Origin of the sequence: Sphingomonas sp. (genome assembly GCF_017744835.1) — a bacterium.
Taxonomy (GTDB): Bacteria; Pseudomonadota; Alphaproteobacteria; order Sphingomonadales; family Sphingomonadaceae; genus Sphingomonas.
On sequence record NZ_JAGIAM010000006.1, the window covers coordinates 181738 to 199870 of the forward strand.

Genomic DNA, 18133 nt, shown 5'->3' on the forward strand with positions numbered 1-18133 from the left:
AACGATGGAAAGGTGGAGCATGGAATATCGGCAACTCGGCGCATCCGGCTTGCGCGTACCCGCGCTGAGCTTCGGCACCGGTACCTTCGGCGGCAAGGGGCCCTTGTTCAGTGCCTGGGGTCAGAGCGACAGCGCCGAAGCGCGACGGCTGATCGACATTTGTCTGGATGCCGGCGTCACGCTGTTCGATACCGCGGACGTCTACTCGGGCGGTGCGTCCGAGGAGATATTGGGCGACGCTGTCCGCGGCAGGCGCGACGCGGTGCTGATCTCGACCAAGACCGGCCTGCCGATGGGGGACGGCCCGCAGGACTGGGGCGTCTCGCGAAGCCGGCTTCTCGCCGCCGTGGATGCTTCGCTCAAGCGCCTGCAGACCGATCATATCGACCTGCTCCAGCTGCACGCTTTCGATGCTTCGACTCCGGTCGAGGAACTGGTCGGCACGCTCGATCAACTGATCACCGCGGGCAAGGTCCGCTATGGGGGCGTTTCCAACTATCCCGGCTGGCAGCTGATGAAGGCGCAGGCCGCCGCGGAGAAGCTCGGCGCGGCGCGGCTGGTGGCGCACCAGGTCTATTATTCGCTGATCGGCCGCGCCTATGAGCACGATTTGATGCCGCTGGGCGCGGACCAGGGCATCGGCGCGCTGGTGTGGAGCCCGCTCGGCTGGGGCCGTCTGACCGGTAAGATCGGTCGGGACCGTCCGGTTCCGGAAGGCAGCCGTCTTCATGAAACCGAGCAATTCGCGCCGCCGGTCGACAACGAGCATCTCTATCGCGTGGTCGATGCGCTCGAGGCCGTCGCGGCCGAGACGGGGCGCAGCGTGCCGCAGGTTGCGATCAACTGGCTGCTGCGTCGGCCCACGGTCGCATCGGTGATCATCGGCGCCCGCAACGAGACCCAGCTGAAGGACAATCTCGGTGCGGTCGGTTGGTCGCTGACGCCGGCGCAGGTGGCCGCGCTCGATGCGGCGAGCGACCTGCTGCCGCCCTATCCCCACACGCCCTATCGCCAGCAGGAGGGCTTTGCCCGCCTCAATCCGGCGCTCGTCTGAGGATCGCGCCATGAAGCTCAATCCCGGTCTCATTGCGCTGTCCGTCGGCGCGTTCGGCATCGGCGTCACCGAATTCGCGCCGATGGGCCTGTTGCCCGTCATCGCGCAGGACCTTGGCGTGTCGATCCCCGCCGCCGGCCTGCTGATCAGCGCCTATGCGCTCGGCGTGATGATCGGCGCGCCGCTGATGACGCTCACCACCGGGCGCGTGCCGCGCCGTACGTTGCTGATCGGACTTGCCGGCATTTTCACGCTGGGCAATCTGCTCGCAGCACTGTCCCACGGCTATGGCATGCTGCTGGCGGCACGCGTGCTCACGTCGTTCAACCATGGCGCGTTTTTCGGCGTCGGATCGCTGGTGGCGGCGAGCCTTGTAGCGCCGGACAGGCGTGCAAGCGCGGTGGCGGCGATGTTCATGGGCCTGACGATCGCCAATGTCGTCGGCGTGCCGCTCGCCACCTGGGCGGGCGAGCATCTCGGCTGGCGTGCTTCCTTCTGGGGGATCGCCGCGCTGGGCGTCGCTACGATGGCGGCGCTGCGGTTCACCCTGCCGGCGCTGCCGGCACCCGCGGGCGGCGATGCCTGGGCCGAGTTGCGCGTACTCGCCCGGCCCCAGGTGCTCGGTGCGCTGGCGCTGACCGTGATCGGATCGAGCGCGATGTTCACGGTGTTCACCTACATCACCCCGATCCTGCGGGACGCCACTCACGCGTCGCTCGGCTTCATCACGGCGATGCTCGTGCTCTACGGCCTCGGCCTGACCGTCGGCAATTGGCTGGGCGGGCGCTTCGCCGATCGTTCGGTGGACCGGACGCTGGTCGTCACGCTGGCATCGCTCTCCGCGATCCTCTTGGCGTTCGCTTTGATGATGCCATATGCGGCGCCCGCGGCGGTGACGATCTTCCTGTGGGGGGTGGCGAGCTTCGCGCTCGTCCCGCCACTGCAGGTACGGGTCATGCGCGCCGCAGCCGACGCTCCGAACCTCGCCTCGTCGGTGAATATCGGCGCGTTCAACCTTGGCAATGCGTTCGGTGCGGCGCTCGGCGGCGGCGTCATTGCTGCCGGCCTGGGCTATCCGGCCGTGGCGATTGCCGGGGCCGCGACGTCGCTCGCGGGGTTGCTCGCGGTCGTCCTCACAAGCCGACGTGTCTCCAGAGTGGCCGACGGTCAGTTCTGCAGCGCCTGACGGTCGCTCGAAGAGAGAGGGCGTGCAGCTCCTCCTCTTCGTTGCACCCCTTCGATTGGGGCCGCCTCTGCCAGCGGGACTGTCGGTTCGCTCCTGCCGCCCGCTTCGCAATTCCGGCACCGGTTGCCTCAATCGGTGCGCCGCTCCCGCTCGAAACCTCGCCCGGCTCACGAGGGCGCGGCGTCGGTGCGTTCGTGCTCGTGCGCCTGGCCCGCGACCAGCGTCGGGGCGGCGGCGCCCGCAAGCGCGGGGCGGAAGGCGTCGCGCTCGCCTTCGGGGATCGGCGCCGTGGGATCGGGCCGGAAGGCGTCGACGGCACGGTCCTCGGGTCCCGGATGCGTGTCGCCCATCAGGTCGGTCGGCACATGCTCGCCCGAGCCGAAGCTCCCGTCGCTTCCATGGCGATTGCGCAGCAGCGCGAACGCCGCCGCGCCGGCTGCGGCCAGCACCGCGCCGATCGAGAGCCCGCCGAGCGCGAGCGCCTTGCCTCTGCCGCCGCCGCTCTTCGCACGGCTGCGGTTGGTCCTGCTGCGGTTCGAAGTCCGTGTCCGGCTGGTTGCCATGGTGCTTCCCCAGGAATGTGGTTCGCGCGTTCAACGGGCGTGCGCGAGCGGTGTTCCGGTGCCGCCGTGCGGCAAGCCCTTGGTCCGGCTGAAATATCCGAGCATCAAATCCCGCGCATTCTGGCGTAATAGGAATGCGATGGTAACCACGAACCCCAGCGATTCGGCGACGCTGCTCGTCGTCGACGACGACCGCGACATCCGCCTGCTGCTCGCCAACAGCCTTGGCGCGCGCGGCTATAAGGTCGAGACCGCGGCCAGCGCGCAGGAGATGGACGAGGTCCTCGCGCGCGCAAAGGTCGATCTGGTCATCCTCGACGTGATGATGCCCGGCGAGGACGGGATTTCCGCCTGCCGCCGGCTCGCGCGACCCGGCGGACCCGAAGTGATCATGCTCAGCGCGCTCGGCGAGGAGCAGGATCGCATCCTGGGGCTCGAGGTCGGCGCCGGCCATTACCTCCCCAAGCCTTGCAGCCCGCGCGAGATCCTCGCCACGGTGCGCGCGGCGCTGCGCAAGCGCGGTGCCGAGGCGCCGGCATCCGGCGACGTCTACACCTTTGACGGCTGGAAGATCGACCTCGGCAGCCACGAGCTGTTCGACCCCGACGGCGTGCTGGTCGGGCTCACCGATGGCGAGTTCGCGGTGCTGCGCGTGTTCATCGAGCGTCCGCGTCGCGTGCTCTCGCGCGAGGCGCTGCTCGCGGCGGCGCGCGGGCCCGATTCGGACGCCTATGACCGCGCGATCGACGTCCAAGTCAGTCGCCTCCGCCGCAAGCTGCGCGCGAGCGGCGACGAGATCATCCGCACCGTGCGCAACGAAGGCTATCTGTTCGTCCCGCGGGTCGCGCGCGCATGACCTCGACCACGGGGGCGGCGCGCGCGCCGCTGTTCGTGCGGGTCTTCGTGCTCATGCTCGTCTGCGTGGGCGTGATCCAGTTCATGAACCTGCTGCTGCTGATCGCGGCGCAGACGCCCTCGGCGCAGCTCTTCACCGTCGGCCAGATCGCCGATGCGATGCAGCGCGGCGAGGATGGCGAGGATAGCTTCATCGTGAAGCGGACTCCGGCGGTGACGCCCTCGCCGTGGAACCCGCGCGCCGAGCGTATCGAGCTGGCGATCGCCACGGCGCTCGGCGTCGCGCCCGACCGCGTCGACATCAGCTTCCCCACGCCCTTCATGCAGCGCGAGCAGAGGTTCGACCGCGCCAGCGTCCCGCGTCCGCTGCCCCCGGCGAGCCGTGCGGCGGCGCGCGACGTGGTGATTATCGGCGATTTCGCCGCCGCGCTGCGCCTGCCCGACGGCCAGTGGCTTCGCGTCTATTCGACCAACAGCTTCGAGCCTTGGCGCTGGTTCGTGCTGGTCTGGCTCGTCGTCTCCGTGATCGCGGTGGCGCCCTTCGCCTGGATGCTCGCGCGCCGCTTCGGCCGCCCGATCCGCACCTTCGCCGAGGCGGCCGAGCGGCTGGGGCGGGACCCCAAGGCGCCGCCGCTCCGCGTCGACGGGCCGGGCGAGATCGCCGAGGCGGCGGCGGCGTTCAATCGGATGCAGGCGCGGCTCAATCGCTATGTCGACGATCGCACCACCGTGATCGCCGCGATCGCGCACGATCTGCGCACCCCGCTGATGCGGCTCAACCTCCGGCTCGAGAATGCCCCCGAAGCCGTGCGCGCGGCGTGCGAGGCCGATGTCGGCGAGATGCAGGCGATGATCTCGGCTGCGGTCTCCTATGTCCGGGATTCGAGCCGGATCGAGACGCGGCGCGCGCTCGACCTGCGCTCGCTCGCCGAGAATGTCGTCGACGAAGCGAGCGACCGCGGCAATGCCGTGACGCTCGCGCCCGGCGGGCCGCTGGTGATGGAAGGCGATCCGGTCGCGCTCAAGGCGCTGCTCAACAACCTCGTCTGCAACGCGATCAAATACGCCGACGGTGCCCGCGTCTCGCTGCAGCGCACCGACGGCAATGCGGTGATCGAAGTCGCCGACGACGGCCCCGGCATGCCGCCCGAGGACCTCGAGCGCGCCTTCGAGCCCTTCTTCCGTGGCGAACGCTCGCGCAACCGCGACACGGGCGGCTTCGGCCTGGGGCTGGCGAGCGCGCGGGCCGTGGCGCGCAGCCACGGCGGCGACGTCGCGCTCGAGAACCGCCCCGAAGGCGGGCTCCTTGCCCGCGTGGTGCTGCCGATCTGATCAACCCGAAGAGCTAGCTTGTATCGACATTCATCTCCCCTTCCTTTCAGGGAGGGGAGCGCGTTACGCTAGCGTCGCCCCGCATCCTGCGCGACCAAAGGTCACACCAGGGTCACACTATCGCGGCGGTTCGAGCGGGCTGACCATCGGCCGATCCGGCGGCGCGATGCCGGAAGTGGACACGACGGAAGTGGACAAAGTGGACATCCCAACGCGGGCGCATGCGCGTGCGTACGTGCCTGCGCGCGCGCATGTGCGTGTGCGCGCGAGACGCGATTATATTCAGATTGAGAAAGATCGTTCCCGTTCTGTTTCAGGTCAAATCCTATTTTGCAAGCGGCAAGATTTTGCGCGGGGGGCCTGGGTTGTATGACATTCGTCTCCCCTCCCAAAAGGGAGCGGAGCGCGTTAGGCTGAATGTCGATTCGCCCTAGCGCCCCGCGCTGCCCGCCGGCCTGAGCACCAGCCGCTGGATCACCACGCCGGGATCGATCATCCACAGCTTGACCACGTGCCGCCCCGCCGCGCCCACGCGGTGGGTGCTCGCCGTCCGCCGCACCGACTCCGCCACGGCGCGGTTCCACTCGGCCTCGCCGGTGTTCGCCCACAGGTCGATCACTTGAGGCGGCGCGTCGTCGATCGACACGGCATAGCGCAGCCCGCGCCCGCCGGTGACGTCGAGCGAGGGGGAGGCGAGCACCTCCAGGGCGAAGTCGCCGCCCGCGTCCAGCCGCACGTCGAACTCCAGCCGCGGCCCCTTGCCCGGCGCTGCGGAGGGCGCGATCTGCGGCCAGGGCGTCACTGCCGCGCCGGTCTTGCCCAGCCCCGGGATCACCCGCCACTGCGCCGCGGTGGTCGGCACCGACCGCGCCGCATGCGCCGCATCGATCGTCAATGCGTAATCGGCCGGCGTGTTGGGGAGCGGCCGGGTGCGCGGTGCGTTCGCCGGCACGCGGCGCACTTCCGGCATCACGTCCTTGTCGGGCTGCTGCCAGCCCGTGTAGCCGATGTGCGTCTGGCTCATCATCGCGGCCCATTTGCCGCCCGCGCGGCTTTCGTAGCGGCGGCGGATCTCCGCATCCTTGGCGAAATAGCTCTCTGCGCGCGCCGCCCAGTCATTGGCCTGGCCGTCGCCATGCCCCGCGAAATAGCGGTTGAGTGCCACTGCTTGGTAGAGCCGGTGCAGGTTTCCGCCCGCCTCGATCGGATGGAGCACGAGCTGGTAAAAGGCGTCCTGCGCCTCCGCCGGCAGCTTCGCCGCAATGGCGTTCGCCTGCTTCTCCAGCCCGTCGAACTCGCCGACGTGCGCCGCCCATTCGGCGAGGCTGTAGGTATCGGAATCGATCAGCTCGGGCTTGCGGCGCGCCAGATAGCGCGTGGTCAGGTCGAGCAGCTCGCCGATCGCCGCAGCATGTTTCGGACCGAACTGCTCCGCCGCCCAGGCTTTGTGATATCCCGCCATCGCCTCCAGCGGCATCGCATCGGGGTTCCACGCCATGTCGAGGAAGAAGCTGGTCGGCAGCTCCATCGGCTTGAGGTCGCCCACATTGACGATCCACAGCCGGTCCGCGCCATGCTTCCACGCCAGGTGCATCTGCTCCCAGGTGCGCGAGATCTGGTTGGTGTTGAGCCACTTGTAGTTGCGCGGGCCGCCCACGTAGTCGAAGTGGTAATAGACCCCGAACCCGCCCGCGCGCGTCTCCCCCGGCTTGGGCAGGCGGCGGATGTTGCCCCAATTGTCGTCGGAGAAGAGCAGCGTCACGTCGTCGGGGACGCGCATGCCCTTGTCGTAATAGTCCTGCACTTCCTTGTAGAGCGCCCAGACCTGTGGCGTCTCCGCCGCCGGCCGGCCGGTCACCCCCTCGATGATCTTGCGCTGGTCCGCGACGATCCGCTCGAGCAGCGCGGTCGCGGTGCCCTGGGTCATCGGCTCGTCGCCGTCGCCGCGCATGCCCACCGTCACCAGCGCCTCGCGCCCGGCGTTGCGCACCAATCCCTCGCGCCAGAACTCGCGGAGCACTTCGGCATTCCTGGTATAGTCCCACGGCCCCTTGCCGTGGCGCTCCCATTCGACATGCGCGCGCAGCATCGGCTCGTGGTGCGAGGTGCCGAGCACCACCCCCATCCGCTCCGCCAGCGCCGCGCTCGCCGGATCGTCCTCCCACAGCGATTTGCCCCACATCGCCGGCCACAGGTAATTGCCCTTGAGCCGCAGGATCAACTCGAACACCCGCTCGTAGAATTTGGCGTTGATCCCCCCGAAGGTGCCGCGCGCCCAATTGCCCAGCGCGGGCTCCTCGTCGTTGAGGAAGATGCCGCGATACTTCACGCCAGGCATCTCCACGCGCGCGCCGGGCAGCACGAACAGCCGCGCGCGCTTGCGCACCGGCACGTCGGCCCACCAGCTCCACGGCGAGACGCCGATACGCCGCGACAGGTCATAGGCGCCGAAGATCGCCCCGCGCCGGTCGCTCCCCGCGATCACCAGCGCGCGACGGATGCCCGGTGCGGGATTGTCGACGATTTGCTGGACGAAGCTTTCCCATTGGCCGCGCACCCCCGCCGCGTCGATCTTGCCCGCGGCGACCAGCGGCCGGATCAGGCTGCTGTCGAGCGTACCGATCAGGATCGCGTCGCTGCCCGCGCCCTTGGCGGCCTTGGCCGACACGCGCCCCAGGTCCGCGCGCAGAGCCTCCGCGGCGTCGCGCACTCCCGGCTGGTCGTCCTCCGCGCTCAGCACGCGCACCGCGCCCCCGCCGATCAACTGCAGCGCACCCGCGCCGCCGCGCTCGCACACCGCTGCCGGGCCGGCGCAATCCTGCGCGGTTGCGGGCGTCGCAAGCAGTGCCGCAGGGATGAGGAGCAGGCCCTTCGCCAAATCGATGATCGTGCCGACAAGGCTGTCGCGCCGCGTGCGCGCTTCGTGCATAGTCCGTCTCCGTCACCCGCTTGCGCTGGTCTTTGCAGTGCCTTGCGTTGGTGATAGCGCTACCAAGAGGCGAGCGGCGCCGCGGAGTCAACCGCGGCGTGACGGCCCGCGGTTGGATGCAAGCGAGAGAGGGGAGCGCCTGATGGGATGTGACGAACGGACCCGCCGCGAGATCCTCTACGGCATCGGCGCGGGCCTCACTGCGGCGGTGCTGCCGGGCGCCGGCTGGGCGCAGGGCGCGCCCAAGCGCAAGCTCGGCTATGCGATCGTCGGCCTCGGCAACTACGCCACGCGCCAGATCATGCCGCGGATCAAGGACTGCGAGTTCGCCCGCCTGACCGCGCTCGTCAGCGGTACGCCCGAGAAGCTCGAGCGCTACGGCGCCGAATACGGCATCCCGAAGACGCACCGCTACAGCTACGCCAATTACGACAGCATCCGCGACAATCCCGACATCGACCTCGTCTATGTCGTGCTGCCCAATTCGATGCACGCCGAATATTCGATCCGCGCCAGCCAGGCCGGCAAGCATGTGCTGTGCGAGAAGCCGATGGCGATCTCCTCGGCCGAGTGCGAGGCGATGATCGCCGCGGCGAAGAAGGCGAACCGCAAGCTGATGATCGGCTATCGTTGCCACTTCGAGCCCTACAATCTCCATGCGATCGAGCTGGTGAAAAGCGGCGTTGTCGGTCGCCCCACGCTGATCACCGCGGAGCACGGCTTCTATGCCCAGCCCAACCAGTGGCGGCTCGACAAGCCGCTGTCGGGCGGCGGCTCGCTGATGGACATCGGCATCTACAGCCTCAATGCCGCGCGCTATCTCTCGGGCCAGGAACCCGTCGAGATCAGCGCGATGGAATCGACCGACCGCAGCGATCCGCGCTTCAAGACGGTCGAGGACCGGATCGACTGGCAGATGCGCTTCCCCTCGGGCGCGATCGCCGATTGCGTGTCGAGCTACAGCTCGGGCCACAACGCCTATCGCGTGACCGGCACCAAGGGGTGGGTCGGGCTCGATCCCGCGACCCCCTATCAGGGGCAGCAGATGTGGGTGCGCCAGGACGGCCAGCCCACGCAGGTCACGCTGCCCGCGCCGGCCAAGAACCAGTTCGTAGCGCAGCTCGATCATCTTGCCGAATGCGCCATGACCGGGCGCGAGCCGATCGTATCGGGCGAGGAGGGACTGCGCGACATGCGCCTCATCGAAGCGATCTATCGTTCGGCGCGCGAGGGCCGGGCGATCAAGCTGGGCGCCGCATGAAGCTCGGTCGAAGGCAAGTGCTGGCCGCCGGTGCGCTGCTCGCGGCGCACAGCTGGGCTCCGGTCGCGGCCGAGAGCCGCCAGCGGCGCGATCACAGCCGCAGGATCAAGGCGCTGATCGCCGCGATGACCCTCGCCGAGAAGCTGGGGCAGATGACCCAGATCCCCGGCGGTCGGCAGAAGGCGCTCAATTCGAAGCTCGATTCGGCGATGCTCGACCGCGTCCGCCGCGGCGAGATCGGCTCCTTCCTCCATGTCGCCGGCGCCGCGCCGCTCAAGAAGCTGCAGAAGGTCGCGGTCGAGGAATCGCGCCTCGGCATCCCGCTGCTCTTCGCGATGGATGTGATCCACGGCTATCGCACAATCCTGCCCGTGCCGCTCGCGCTGGCGGCGAGCTGGGACGTTCAGCTGGCCGAAGAGGCCGCGCGCGTCGCCGCCGAAGAGGCCTGGGCCGCGGGGCTCCACTGGACCTTCACGCCGATGGTCGACGTCGCGCGCGACCCGCGCTGGGGTCGCATCGTCGAGGGCGCGGGTGAGGACCCCTATCTCAGCTCGCGCATGGCTGAGGCGCAGGTGCGCGGCTTCCAGACCGACGATCTGGGCGACGGCGTGCGCGTCATGGCCTGCGCCAAGCATTTCGTCGGCTATGGAGCGGTCGCCGCCGGCCGCGACTATGACAGCGCCGACCTGTCCGATCGCACGCTCCACGAAGTCTATCTGCCGCCCTTCGCCGCCGCGCAGCGCGCGGGCGTGGGCAGCATGATGACGGCGTTCAACGACATCGGCGGCGTGCCGATGACCGCGAACGAGGGGCTGGTGCGCGGGCTGCTGCGCCAGGGCTGGGGCTATCAGGGGCTGGTCGTCAGCGACTGGAACGCCGTCAAGGAACTGGTCAACCACGGCGTCGCCGCCACGCCGGCCGAGGCCGCGGCGCTGGCGCTGCGCGCGGGCGTTGACATGGAGATGGCGAGCACCGAATATGCCGAGCATCTCGGCGAGGCGGTGCGGCAGGACCCGGGGCTCGAGCCGCTGATCGACCAGGCCGTCGAGCGCATCCTCGCTGCCAAGGCGCGGCTCGGGCTGTTCGACGAGCCCTATGGCTTCGGATCGCGGCGGGGCGACGACAGCCCCTCGGCGCGTCACCGCGCCTCCGCACGCCGCGCGGCGCAGCGCTCGATCGTGCTCCTGCGCAACGAAAACGCACTGCTTCCGCTCGCGCCGGGCAAGAGGGTCGCGCTGATCGGCGCGCTTGCCGACGACGACAGCTCGCCGCTCGGCTCGTGGCGCGGCCGCGGTGACGTGAACGACGTCGTCACGCTGCGCAAGGCACTGCCCGATGCCGAGTTCGTCCCAGGCGTCCGCCCGCGCAGCGACGATCGCTCGGGTATCCCCGCGGCCGTCGAGGCGGCGAAGCGCGCCGACGTCGTGCTGCTCGTGGTGGGCGAGGACTATGACTATACCGGCGAGGCGCGCAGCTATTCGCAGATCGGGCTGCCTGGGCCGCAGCAGGCGCTGATCGACGCGGTCCGGGCGACCGGCAAGCCGATCGTCGCCATCCTGATGAACGGCCGCCCGCTCGCGCTCGAATCGGCGCTGCGCGGCATTCCCGCGGTGCTCGAGACCTGGTTCCTCGGCATCGAGAGCGGCCCTGCGATCGTCGACGTGCTCACCGGCAAGGTCTCGCCCGGCGGCCGCCTCCCGATCGGCTTCCCGCGCACCACCGGCCAGGTGCCGATGCCCTATGCCCATTACCCGACCGGCCGCCCCGCCGATCCGGACCTCAAGAACGACACGTCGCGCTACCACGATGTTGATATCGGCGCGCTTTTCCCCTTCGGCCATGGCCTGGGCTATGCGCCGTTCGAATATTCGGGCCTCGCAGTGACGCCCGGCACGGTCGACGCGGGCGGCAGCGCCGAAGTCTCGGTCACCGTCGCGAACATGGGGCGGGTCGCCGCCGACGAAGTGGTGCAGCTTTACATCCGCGCGCCGGTCCCCGGCGTGTCGCGGCCGGTCAAGGAACTGCGCGGCTTTACGCGGCTCACGCTCCAGTCGGGCGAACGGCGCCGCGTCGCCTTCACGCTCGATCCCCAGCAATTCGCCTATTGGAGCCCTGACGGCTGGTCCTATCCGGGGGGCACGGTCGAGCTGATGGTGGGCACCTCGTCGGAGGACATCAGGATGCGTGCCAATCTCGAAGTGCGCGGCGGCTTCACCAGCCCCGCACCCGGCACGCCCGCGGCCTCGATCGAGACGCTAGTGACGATCGCATGATCGGCGAGCCCTGGCATACGCTGGCGATCGTCACCGCCAGCATCGCGGCGGTCGTCGTGCTGGTGCTGCGCTTCAAGATCCAGGCATTCCTTGCGCTGCTGATCGTCGCGCTCGCCACCGGCCTGGCCTTCGGCGCCGATCCCCAGTCGGTCCTGACCGCGATCCGCAAGGGCACCGGCGAGGCCTTGGGCTTCGTCGCCGTGGTGATCGGCCTCGGCGCGCTGCTCGGCGGGCTGCTCGAGGCGAGCGGCGGAGTGAGCGCGATCGCGCACCGGCTGCTCGCGTTGTTCGGCGAGCGGCGCATGCCCTGGGCGCTGACGGCGATCGGCGTGATCGTCGGCATTCCGCTCTTCTTCGACGTCGCCTTCATCATCCTGGCGCCCTTGCTCACCACGCTGGCGATGCGTGCCGAGCGCCGCGTGACCTATTTCGCGCTGCCTCTGCTCGCCGGCCTGATGGCGATGCACGCGCTGCTGCCGCCGCACCCCGGGCCCGTCGCCGTCGCCGAGCTGCTCGGCGCCGACTATGGCCGGCTCGCCTTCTACGGTCTGCTCTGCGGCATCCCCGCGGCGATCCTCGCCGGCCCGATTTTCGCGCGCATGTTCCACTCGGCGCCCGGCTTCGGCGAGATCGGCCCGCCGCCGATGTTCGACGAGGATGCGCCCAAGACCGCGCCGATCGGCTTCACCCCCGCGCTCGTCGCGATGCTGGTGCCGCTGGGGCTGATCCTGCTCGCCGCCGTCGCCGGCCAATGGGTTGCCGATGGCCCGGCCAAGACCGCGCTGCTCTTCGTCGGCCATCCGTTCACCGCGCTGATCCTCGCCTGCATCTACGTCTTCCTCTGGCTGCGCTTCCGGGTCGGCGTGCCCGCCGCGACGATCGGCGACATCATGACGAAAGCGCTCGAACCCGCCGGCCTGATGGTGCTCGTGGTCGGCGCCGGCGCTGCCTACAAGGAAGTGCTGATCCAGTCGGGCGCCGGCCAGCAGATCACCGCCGCCGTCGCCTCGGCGCAGGTGTCGGTGCCGGTCTTCGCCTTCCTGCTCGCCGCCTTCGTGCGCGTCGCGCAGGGTTCGGCGACCGTGTCGATGGTCACTGCCGCAGGCCTCGCCTCGCCGCTGATCGCCGCCGCGGGGCTCTCGCCCAACAAGATCGCGCTGGTGACGGTCGCGATCGGCGCGGGCGCGACCATCGCCAGCCACGTCAACGACACCGGCTTCTGGCTGGTGAAGCAATATCTGGGGCTCACCGAGGCGCAGACCTTCCGGAGCTGGACGATCTCCGCGACCATCGCGGGCTTCGCCACCTTCGGCATGGCGCTGCTCCTCTGGCCCTTCGCATGAGGAGTAGAGGGATGAATCGAGTGACGCGCCGCGCCTGCCTGGGCGCAATGACGGCGCTGCCGATCGCTGCCGTCGCCGCGCGCGCGCAGGCGCCGGCGCAGACGATGGGCACCATCCGGCGCATCGACCCCGAGCTCGATTCGATCCTCGACGCCGGCACTCCGATCGAAGTGCTCGCCAGCGGCTTCCGCTGGGCCGAGGGCCCGGTATGGGTCAGGGACGGCGGCTTCCTGCTCTTCTCGGACGTCCCCGCCAACATCGCCTATCGCTGGAAGCAGGGGGAGGGGGCCAAGCCCTTCCTTTCGCCCTCGGGCCTCGGCGGGCCGATTCCCGCCGGCGTGCGCGAGGCCGGCTCGAACGGCATGGCGATCGACGCCCGGGGTCGGCTGGTCATGGCCGACAGCGGCACCCGCGCCATCGCCCGCGTCGACCTCGCCACCAGGAAGAAGACGATTCTCGCCGATCGCTTCCAGGGCAAGCGCTTCAACAGCTGCAACGACGTGGTGATCGCCCGCTCGGGCGCGATCTACTTCACCGATCCGCCCTATGGCCTGGAGGAGGGCGACCAGTCGCCGCTCAAGGAGCTGGCGTTCAACGGCGTCTATCGTTTGGGCACCGACGGCAAGGTGGCGCTGCTCGACGACAGCCTCTCGCGCCCCAACGGCATCGGCCTCTCGCCCGATCAGAAGACGCTCTACGTCTCGATGTCCGATGAGAAACGCCCGCACATCCTCGCCTATAGCCTCAGCGCCGACGGCCTGCCGCAGGGGCCCAGCCGCATCTTCCGCGACATGAGCGCCGAGCTCGCGCAGAAGCTCCCCGGCCTGCCCGACGGGCTCGAGGTCGGCGCCAGCGGCCATCTCTTCGCCAGCGGCCCCGGCGGGATCCACATCCTCGCGCCCGACGGCCGCCAGCTCGGCGTGATCGCCCCCGGCAAGGCCGCCGCCAACTGCGCCTTCGGCGAGGACGGCCGCACGCTGTTCATCACCGCCTCGGACAGCATCGCGCGCGTGCGCCTCAAGATCTCGGGCTGGTGACGGGCGCCCTGCGTCCCTAATATCGGGGGCATGCCCGATCCAGCCGCCATCCCCGCCGCCACGGTCGTCGTCATGCGCGAGGCTGAATCGGGGCCGCCCGAGCTGCTGATGGTCGAGCGGGCGCGCGCGATGTCCTTCGCCGGCGGCGCGCTCGTCTTCCCCGGCGGCCGAGTCGACCCCGAGGACCGCGCCCTCGCCGAGCTGCTGGGCGGCGACCAGGACGATCTCGCCGCGCGGATCGCCGCCGTGCGCGAGACGCTCGAGGAGGCGGGCGTCGCGGTCGGGCTCGACGTCTCGCCCAACGCCATCCCCGAGCTCCGCCGCCGCCTCTACGCCGGCGAGCCGATCGGGGGGCTGCTCGCCGAATATGGTGCCACGCTCGCGCTTGACCGGCTGGTACCCTTCGCCCGCTGGCTGCCCGAGAAGGTGCCCCACAAGGCGTTCGACACGCGCTTCTACCTCGTCCGCGCGCCCGAGGGCGCAGAGCCCGTGGTCGACGGCAACGAGAATGTCCGCGTCTTCTGGTCGAGCGCGCGCGCGGTGCTCGCCGCCGCCGACGCGGGGGAGGCGACGATCATCTTCCCCACCCGCCGCAACCTCGAACGGCTCGCGCTGTTCGGGTCGTTCCAGGACGCCACTGCCGACGCCATCGCGCATCCGGTGCGCACCATCACCCCCTGGATCGAAACCCGCGGGGACGCCGAGCATCTCTGCATCCCCGACGACCTCGGCTATCCCGTCACTGCGGAGCGGCTCGACCGGGCGATACGCGCGTGAAAGCGCTCCGCCGCGCGCTGCGTGCCGCGGCGATCGGCGCGGCGCTGCTCGCCCTCGCTTTCATCCTCTACGCCCTGCTGCGCAGCCGCCCGCAGGACCTGCCCTGGACCCGGCTCGACCTCGGCCAGCCAATCGGCCTGTTCACCGGGCGCAAGCTCGCGGGTCTCACCCAGGACTTCCAGCAATGCCGCGCGCTGCTCGCCGCCGCCGGAGTCCGCTACACCCCGCTCGCCCAGGTCGAGGCGGGCGAGAGTTGCGGCTATTCCGATGGCGTGCGGCTCACGGTCGGCGGGTCGCGCAGCATCGGCTTCAGCCCGCCCAACCTGGGCGTTTCCTGCCCGGTCGCGGCGGCGCTGGCGATGTGGGAGTGGAACGTGGTCCAGCCCGCCGCCCAGCGCCATTTCGGCCAGCCGGTCGCGACGATCGAGCACCTCGGCAGCTATTCGTGCCGGCGCATGTACGGCCGCAGCATCGGCGACTGGAGCGAGCATGCCACTGCGGACGCGATCGACGTGGCCGGCTTCCGGCTGAAGGACGGGACGCGCATCCGCGTGCTGGCGGACTGGAAGGGGGAGGGCGCCAAGGCCGCTTTCCAGCACGAGGTGCGCGACGGGGCGTGCCGGCTTTTCGCCACCGTGCTCTCGCCCGATTACAACGCCGCGCATCGCGATCACTTGCATCTCGACCAGGCCGAGCGCGGCGAGATGGGGTGGCGGGCCTGCCGTTGAGCTACCCCTTCCCGGCGGGCGGGAAGGGGGTCGACTTCAGTCCTGGAGCGTGGGGGCGTCCACCTTCTCCACCCACTGGGGGAAGAAGGCCGGCTGGCGGCTCGACCAGCCCGAGGCAGTCGCCGCGGCTTCGCTGATCGACTGGAGCAGCTTGCGCCGCAGGTCCGGGTGCAGCGTCGGCAGCGCCGCCGCCGCGCAGAAGGCGGAAGGCAGCCACGGCCGCACTTCGGCGCCGATCAGCCGCTCGTACAGGAAGCGATAGGCCGAGAAGCTCGTCAGCCGCCCCTGCGCGAGGTCGAACGCGGTGACCGTGATCAGCGGCGCCAGGAACGGCTCCACTGCGTTCAGGTCGTCCTCGTCGGGCAGCAGCGCGCGGATCTCTTCCAGCCGCTCGTACATGCGCGCCTGCGCGCGGATGCTCGCGGCCTCGACCACGTCGCGCGACCAGCGCGCCATCGCGTCCTCGCGCTCCAGCCCGATGTCGAGCCCCCGCCGGATATAGCGCTGCGTCGCCGCGCTGAACCCCGCAAATTCCTTCATTTCGGCCAGCGTCATAGCGCCTTCGGCCGGCTTCATCCTTGATGCCATCTCTACGTCACTCCCGCCCGCTCATCCCCTCGGGCAGGATCATGCGACAAGATGGTTAACGTGCCGCTTAATCCGCCGTTGGGCCCCGTTCATTATAGGAGACCCAAAGCCGCCGCCGCGCAACGCAGCTTGCGACGAACGGATTCGCCGATTGTGGACAGAATCGCGAGGGGGACGAGCGCGAAACGACGCTACGATCGGGCCGGATTCGGCGGCCTTCGCGAGCCCTCGAAAGCCTCCGAACACGCCATTTTTAGCCAAATACTTACGGAGAATTCCTGAGCCGTTTCGTGCGGTTCCGCAGCCCGTCGGCTCGTCGCAACGGTTCGTCGGATCGGGGAGTCGCAGGGCTGTACCTTCGTTCTATGTTTTGGCTAGCAACACTCAACGCACTTTGGTTTCGGCCGGGGGGTCGCATGAATTTTCGTGGTTTCGCAGCGCGTTTCGCGCTGACGGCAGCGCTTTGCCTGGCGACTGCCATGCCTGCCCAGGCAAAGGGCATGTTTTGGCAGTGCGCCCAGTTCGCGCGTGTCACCTCCGACGTGAAGATCCGGGGCGACGCCTGGACCTGGTGGTCGCAGGCCGAGGGCCGCTACGAGCGCGGCAATGCGCCCAAGGAAGGCGCGATCATGTCTTTCAAGAAGACGTCGCACAATCCGTTCGGCCATGTCGCGATCGTCTCGCAGGTGGTGAGCGACCGCGAGGTGCTGCTCACCCACGCCAACTGGTCGCGTCCCGGCGGCATCGAGCATGACGTCCGCGCCGTCGACGTCTCGCCGGCCGGCGACTGGAGCGAGGTCCGCGTGTGGTACGCTCCCGTGGGCGGCCTCGGCGGCACTACTTATCCGGTCAACGGCTTCATCTACGCCGATGGCGCGCCGGAGGACGAGGCGCCGCAGTGGACCGCGCCGCAGATCGCCCAGGCGGCTCCGGCCACCCAGCAGCCGCGCGTCATCTACGCGTCGATGTCGATCAACCCGACCGTCTTCCACGCCAACTGAGGCGGGTAGCTCCTCAAAAGCAAAAAGGCCGGGCGCGCTGCCCGGCCTTTTTTGTTTGGGCTTCGCGCCGGGCGCGTCAGCCCTTGCACTCGCCCAGCCGCGTGCCCTGGGCGCGAAGCTGCAGCGCCAGATAGCCCGGCTGCCCCGCGGTGCCGCTGCGCTGGTCGAGCGTCACGTCGAAGCGGTCGTTCGCGGTGGTCCCGTGCGCGGTAATGTGCATCGCCGCGCCGTTCGGCTGCTTGCACTCGATCTCGGCGTCGAGCTGGCCGCCGACCAGCGAATAGCGCGGGAAGCGGCATTCGCCCGCGACCTTTTCGAGCTGCTCGAGGTCGATCGCCTTGAGGTCCTTCGCGCCGCGGCAGGCGGTCGTGCTGCGCTCCTGGCCCTTGAGCTGCACCATCTTGGGGTCGTCCGCCGCCAGCGGGCCGCTGCCCGTGTCCGCCGAAAGCACGTGCAGCTCGAGCCGCCACTCGCCGGGCTTCATCGTCCGCTTGGCCTGCGCCGCCTTCATCAGCTTCGAGACTTGGGCCGAAGTGGCGTCGCTCACCTGGATCTCCCCCGTCTCGGCCGCGCGCTTCTCCTCGGCGGACTGGCAGGCGGAAAGCGCGGGAAGGATCAGTGCCAAAGCGATAACGGCGCGCATGCGTGGAAAACCCCTCGGAATGTCTCTCGATCGTTCCTCACCCCAAATGACCCCGTTTGGCAATGCGGAGGTTGGAACATAGGCGAAGCCGTGGGCCTGGCTGATCCTCCCCCGCCAAGGGAGGTGGCGCGCGAAGCGCGACGGAGGGGGAGAAAGCACGTAGGCTTCCTCCGAAAGCGGCAAGAGCCAGCATCTCATTGGAACCACGCGATTCTTCCCGCTGTCTTACAGCCCGAGAGAATGTTATGTTCGTCATATGTTCCGATTCCACTCGCTCGTGCAACGCCTCGGCGCGGTCATGGTGGCGGCGATGATCCTGCTGGTCGCCGCGCTGTCGCCGGCTGCAGCGTCCGCGCCGCCGGTGGCGCGGGTTTGGACGGTGGAGCTCCAGCCCGGGACGCCGCGCACGGAGAGGCAATCGGGATTCGACATCCCGGAGCCGCCTTTGCGCGAATCGGTTCCGATAGCCCCGACGCCATCCAACCGGCGCGCGATGGCGCTCGGCCCGTCGCCGATCCGTCGCCTGCCAGCGCATTGCGGCTGAATCGATGATCGTGGGAACC

16 protein-coding genes are annotated in these 18133 nt (G+C 69.5%); 12 read left to right on the forward strand and 4 right to left on the reverse strand.

Annotation, left to right across the window (positions count from 1 at the left end):
• The first annotated feature begins 19 nt into the window (after positions 1–19).
• The gene (locus J7500_RS16810; RefSeq protein ID WP_294063141.1) at positions 20–1054 is read left to right on the forward strand and encodes an aldo/keto reductase; all 1035 of its coding nucleotides are present in this window, start codon (positions 20–22) and stop codon (positions 1052–1054) included.
• Positions 1055–1064: 10 nt separating this feature from the next.
• A complete protein-coding gene (locus J7500_RS16815; protein WP_294063142.1) occupies positions 1065–2240 on the forward strand; it encodes an MFS transporter in 1176 nt (391 codons plus the stop codon).
• A 167-nt stretch (positions 2241–2407) separates the two neighbouring features.
• Here J7500_RS16815 and J7500_RS16820 read toward each other — a convergent pair whose 3' ends face one another.
• Positions 2408–2803 carry a hypothetical protein gene (locus tag J7500_RS16820; RefSeq protein ID WP_294063143.1) on the reverse strand — a complete coding sequence of 132 codons (396 nt, stop codon included), beginning with the start codon at positions 2801–2803 and terminating at the stop codon, positions 2408–2410.
• A 139-nt stretch (positions 2804–2942) separates the two neighbouring features.
• Between J7500_RS16820 and J7500_RS16825 the strand changes: the two genes are divergently transcribed.
• Together J7500_RS16825 and J7500_RS16830 are read left to right on the forward strand one after the other, a co-directional pair.
• A complete protein-coding gene (locus J7500_RS16825; RefSeq protein WP_294063144.1) occupies positions 2943–3659 on the forward strand; it encodes a response regulator in 717 nt (238 codons plus the stop codon).
• Positions 3656–4990, forward strand: a complete 1335-nt coding sequence (locus J7500_RS16830; RefSeq protein ID WP_294063146.1) for an ATP-binding protein — start codon at positions 3656–3658, stop codon at positions 4988–4990. Before J7500_RS16825 ends, J7500_RS16830 begins: the two co-directional genes overlap by 4 nt.
• A gap of 430 nt (positions 4991–5420) precedes the next feature.
• On the opposite strand, the gene J7500_RS16835 is transcribed toward J7500_RS16830, so the two are convergent.
• Positions 5421–7919, reverse strand: coding sequence for a glycosyl hydrolase 115 family protein (locus J7500_RS16835; protein WP_294063147.1), 2499 nt, complete (start codon positions 7917–7919; stop codon positions 5421–5423).
• A gap of 142 nt (positions 7920–8061) precedes the next feature.
• On the opposite strand from J7500_RS16835, the gene J7500_RS16840 reads away from it, so the two are divergent.
• From J7500_RS16840 to J7500_RS16865, 6 genes are read left to right on the forward strand one after another with little or no spacing between them, the layout of a single operon-like run.
• The gene (locus J7500_RS16840; protein ID WP_294063148.1) at positions 8062–9180 is read left to right on the forward strand and encodes a Gfo/Idh/MocA family oxidoreductase; all 1119 of its coding nucleotides are present in this window, start codon (positions 8062–8064) and stop codon (positions 9178–9180) included.
• Positions 9177–11453, forward strand: a complete 2277-nt coding sequence (locus J7500_RS16845; RefSeq protein WP_294063149.1) for a glycoside hydrolase family 3 N-terminal domain-containing protein — start codon at positions 9177–9179, stop codon at positions 11451–11453. The genes J7500_RS16840 and J7500_RS16845 overlap by 4 nt, the downstream gene beginning before the upstream one ends.
• Positions 11450–12796 (forward strand): gluconate:H+ symporter, encoded by a 1347-nt coding sequence (locus J7500_RS16850; RefSeq protein WP_294063150.1) that lies wholly within the window; start codon positions 11450–11452, stop codon positions 12794–12796. Before J7500_RS16845 ends, J7500_RS16850 begins: the two co-directional genes overlap by 4 nt.
• A gap of 11 nt (positions 12797–12807) precedes the next feature.
• Positions 12808–13833, forward strand: a complete 1026-nt coding sequence (locus J7500_RS16855) for an SMP-30/gluconolactonase/LRE family protein (RefSeq protein ID WP_294063151.1) — start codon at positions 12808–12810, stop codon at positions 13831–13833.
• A 30-nt stretch (positions 13834–13863) separates the two neighbouring features.
• Complete coding sequence (locus tag J7500_RS16860) at positions 13864–14610, forward strand: NUDIX domain-containing protein (RefSeq protein ID WP_294063152.1); 747 nt, start codon at positions 13864–13866, stop codon at positions 14608–14610.
• Positions 14607–15338, forward strand: a complete 732-nt coding sequence (locus J7500_RS16865) for an extensin family protein (RefSeq protein ID WP_294063153.1) — start codon at positions 14607–14609, stop codon at positions 15336–15338. Before J7500_RS16860 ends, J7500_RS16865 begins: the two co-directional genes overlap by 4 nt.
• 36 nt (positions 15339–15374) lie before the next feature.
• Here J7500_RS16865 and J7500_RS16870 read toward each other — a convergent pair whose 3' ends face one another.
• Entirely contained in the window at positions 15375–15926 is a 552-nt protein-coding gene (locus J7500_RS16870) for a hypothetical protein (protein ID WP_294063154.1), read from the reverse strand.
• Between the two features lie 416 nt (positions 15927–16342).
• Between J7500_RS16870 and J7500_RS16875 the strand changes: the two genes are divergently transcribed.
• Positions 16343–16927 (forward strand): CHAP domain-containing protein, encoded by a 585-nt coding sequence (locus J7500_RS16875; RefSeq protein ID WP_294063156.1) that lies wholly within the window; start codon positions 16343–16345, stop codon positions 16925–16927.
• A 76-nt stretch (positions 16928–17003) separates the two neighbouring features.
• On the opposite strand, the gene J7500_RS16880 is transcribed toward J7500_RS16875, so the two are convergent.
• On the reverse strand, positions 17004–17570 hold the full coding sequence (locus J7500_RS16880; protein WP_294063157.1) for a DUF3617 family protein: 567 nt from the start codon (positions 17568–17570) through the stop codon (positions 17004–17006).
• A gap of 310 nt (positions 17571–17880) precedes the next feature.
• Between J7500_RS16880 and J7500_RS16885 the strand changes: the two genes are divergently transcribed.
• Complete coding sequence (locus J7500_RS16885) at positions 17881–18114, forward strand: hypothetical protein (RefSeq protein ID WP_294063158.1); 234 nt, start codon at positions 17881–17883, stop codon at positions 18112–18114.
• Positions 18115–18133 lie beyond the last annotated feature (19 nt).

Excerpts from the sequence above, each read along its gene's own strand:
- J7500_RS16810 (WP_294063141.1), top strand. The coding sequence starts at position 20 with ATGGAATATCGGCAACTCGGCGCATCCGGCTTGCGCGTACCCGCGCTG.
- J7500_RS16815 (WP_294063142.1), top strand. The coding sequence starts at position 1,065 with ATGAAGCTCAATCCCGGTCTCATTGCGCTGTCCGTCGGCGCGTTCGGC.
- J7500_RS16820 (WP_294063143.1), bottom strand. The coding sequence starts at position 2,803 with ATGGCAACCAGCCGGACACGGACTTCGAACCGCAGCAGGACCAACCGC.
- J7500_RS16825 (WP_294063144.1), top strand. The coding sequence starts at position 2,943 with ATGGTAACCACGAACCCCAGCGATTCGGCGACGCTGCTCGTCGTCGAC.
- J7500_RS16830 (WP_294063146.1), top strand. The coding sequence starts at position 3,656 with ATGACCTCGACCACGGGGGCGGCGCGCGCGCCGCTGTTCGTGCGGGTC.
- J7500_RS16835 (WP_294063147.1), bottom strand. The coding sequence starts at position 7,919 with ATGCACGAAGCGCGCACGCGGCGCGACAGCCTTGTCGGCACGATCATC.
- J7500_RS16840 (WP_294063148.1), top strand. The coding sequence starts at position 8,062 with ATGGGATGTGACGAACGGACCCGCCGCGAGATCCTCTACGGCATCGGC.
- J7500_RS16845 (WP_294063149.1), top strand. The coding sequence starts at position 9,177 with ATGAAGCTCGGTCGAAGGCAAGTGCTGGCCGCCGGTGCGCTGCTCGCG.
- J7500_RS16850 (WP_294063150.1), top strand. The coding sequence starts at position 11,450 with ATGATCGGCGAGCCCTGGCATACGCTGGCGATCGTCACCGCCAGCATC.
- J7500_RS16855 (WP_294063151.1), top strand. The coding sequence starts at position 12,808 with ATGAATCGAGTGACGCGCCGCGCCTGCCTGGGCGCAATGACGGCGCTG.
- J7500_RS16860 (WP_294063152.1), top strand. The coding sequence starts at position 13,864 with ATGCCCGATCCAGCCGCCATCCCCGCCGCCACGGTCGTCGTCATGCGC.
- J7500_RS16870 (WP_294063154.1), bottom strand. The coding sequence starts at position 15,926 with ATGGCATCAAGGATGAAGCCGGCCGAAGGCGCTATGACGCTGGCCGAA.
- J7500_RS16875 (WP_294063156.1), top strand. The coding sequence starts at position 16,343 with ATGAATTTTCGTGGTTTCGCAGCGCGTTTCGCGCTGACGGCAGCGCTT.
- J7500_RS16880 (WP_294063157.1), bottom strand. The coding sequence starts at position 17,570 with ATGCGCGCCGTTATCGCTTTGGCACTGATCCTTCCCGCGCTTTCCGCC.
- J7500_RS16885 (WP_294063158.1), top strand. The coding sequence starts at position 17,881 with ATGATCCTGCTGGTCGCCGCGCTGTCGCCGGCTGCAGCGTCCGCGCCG.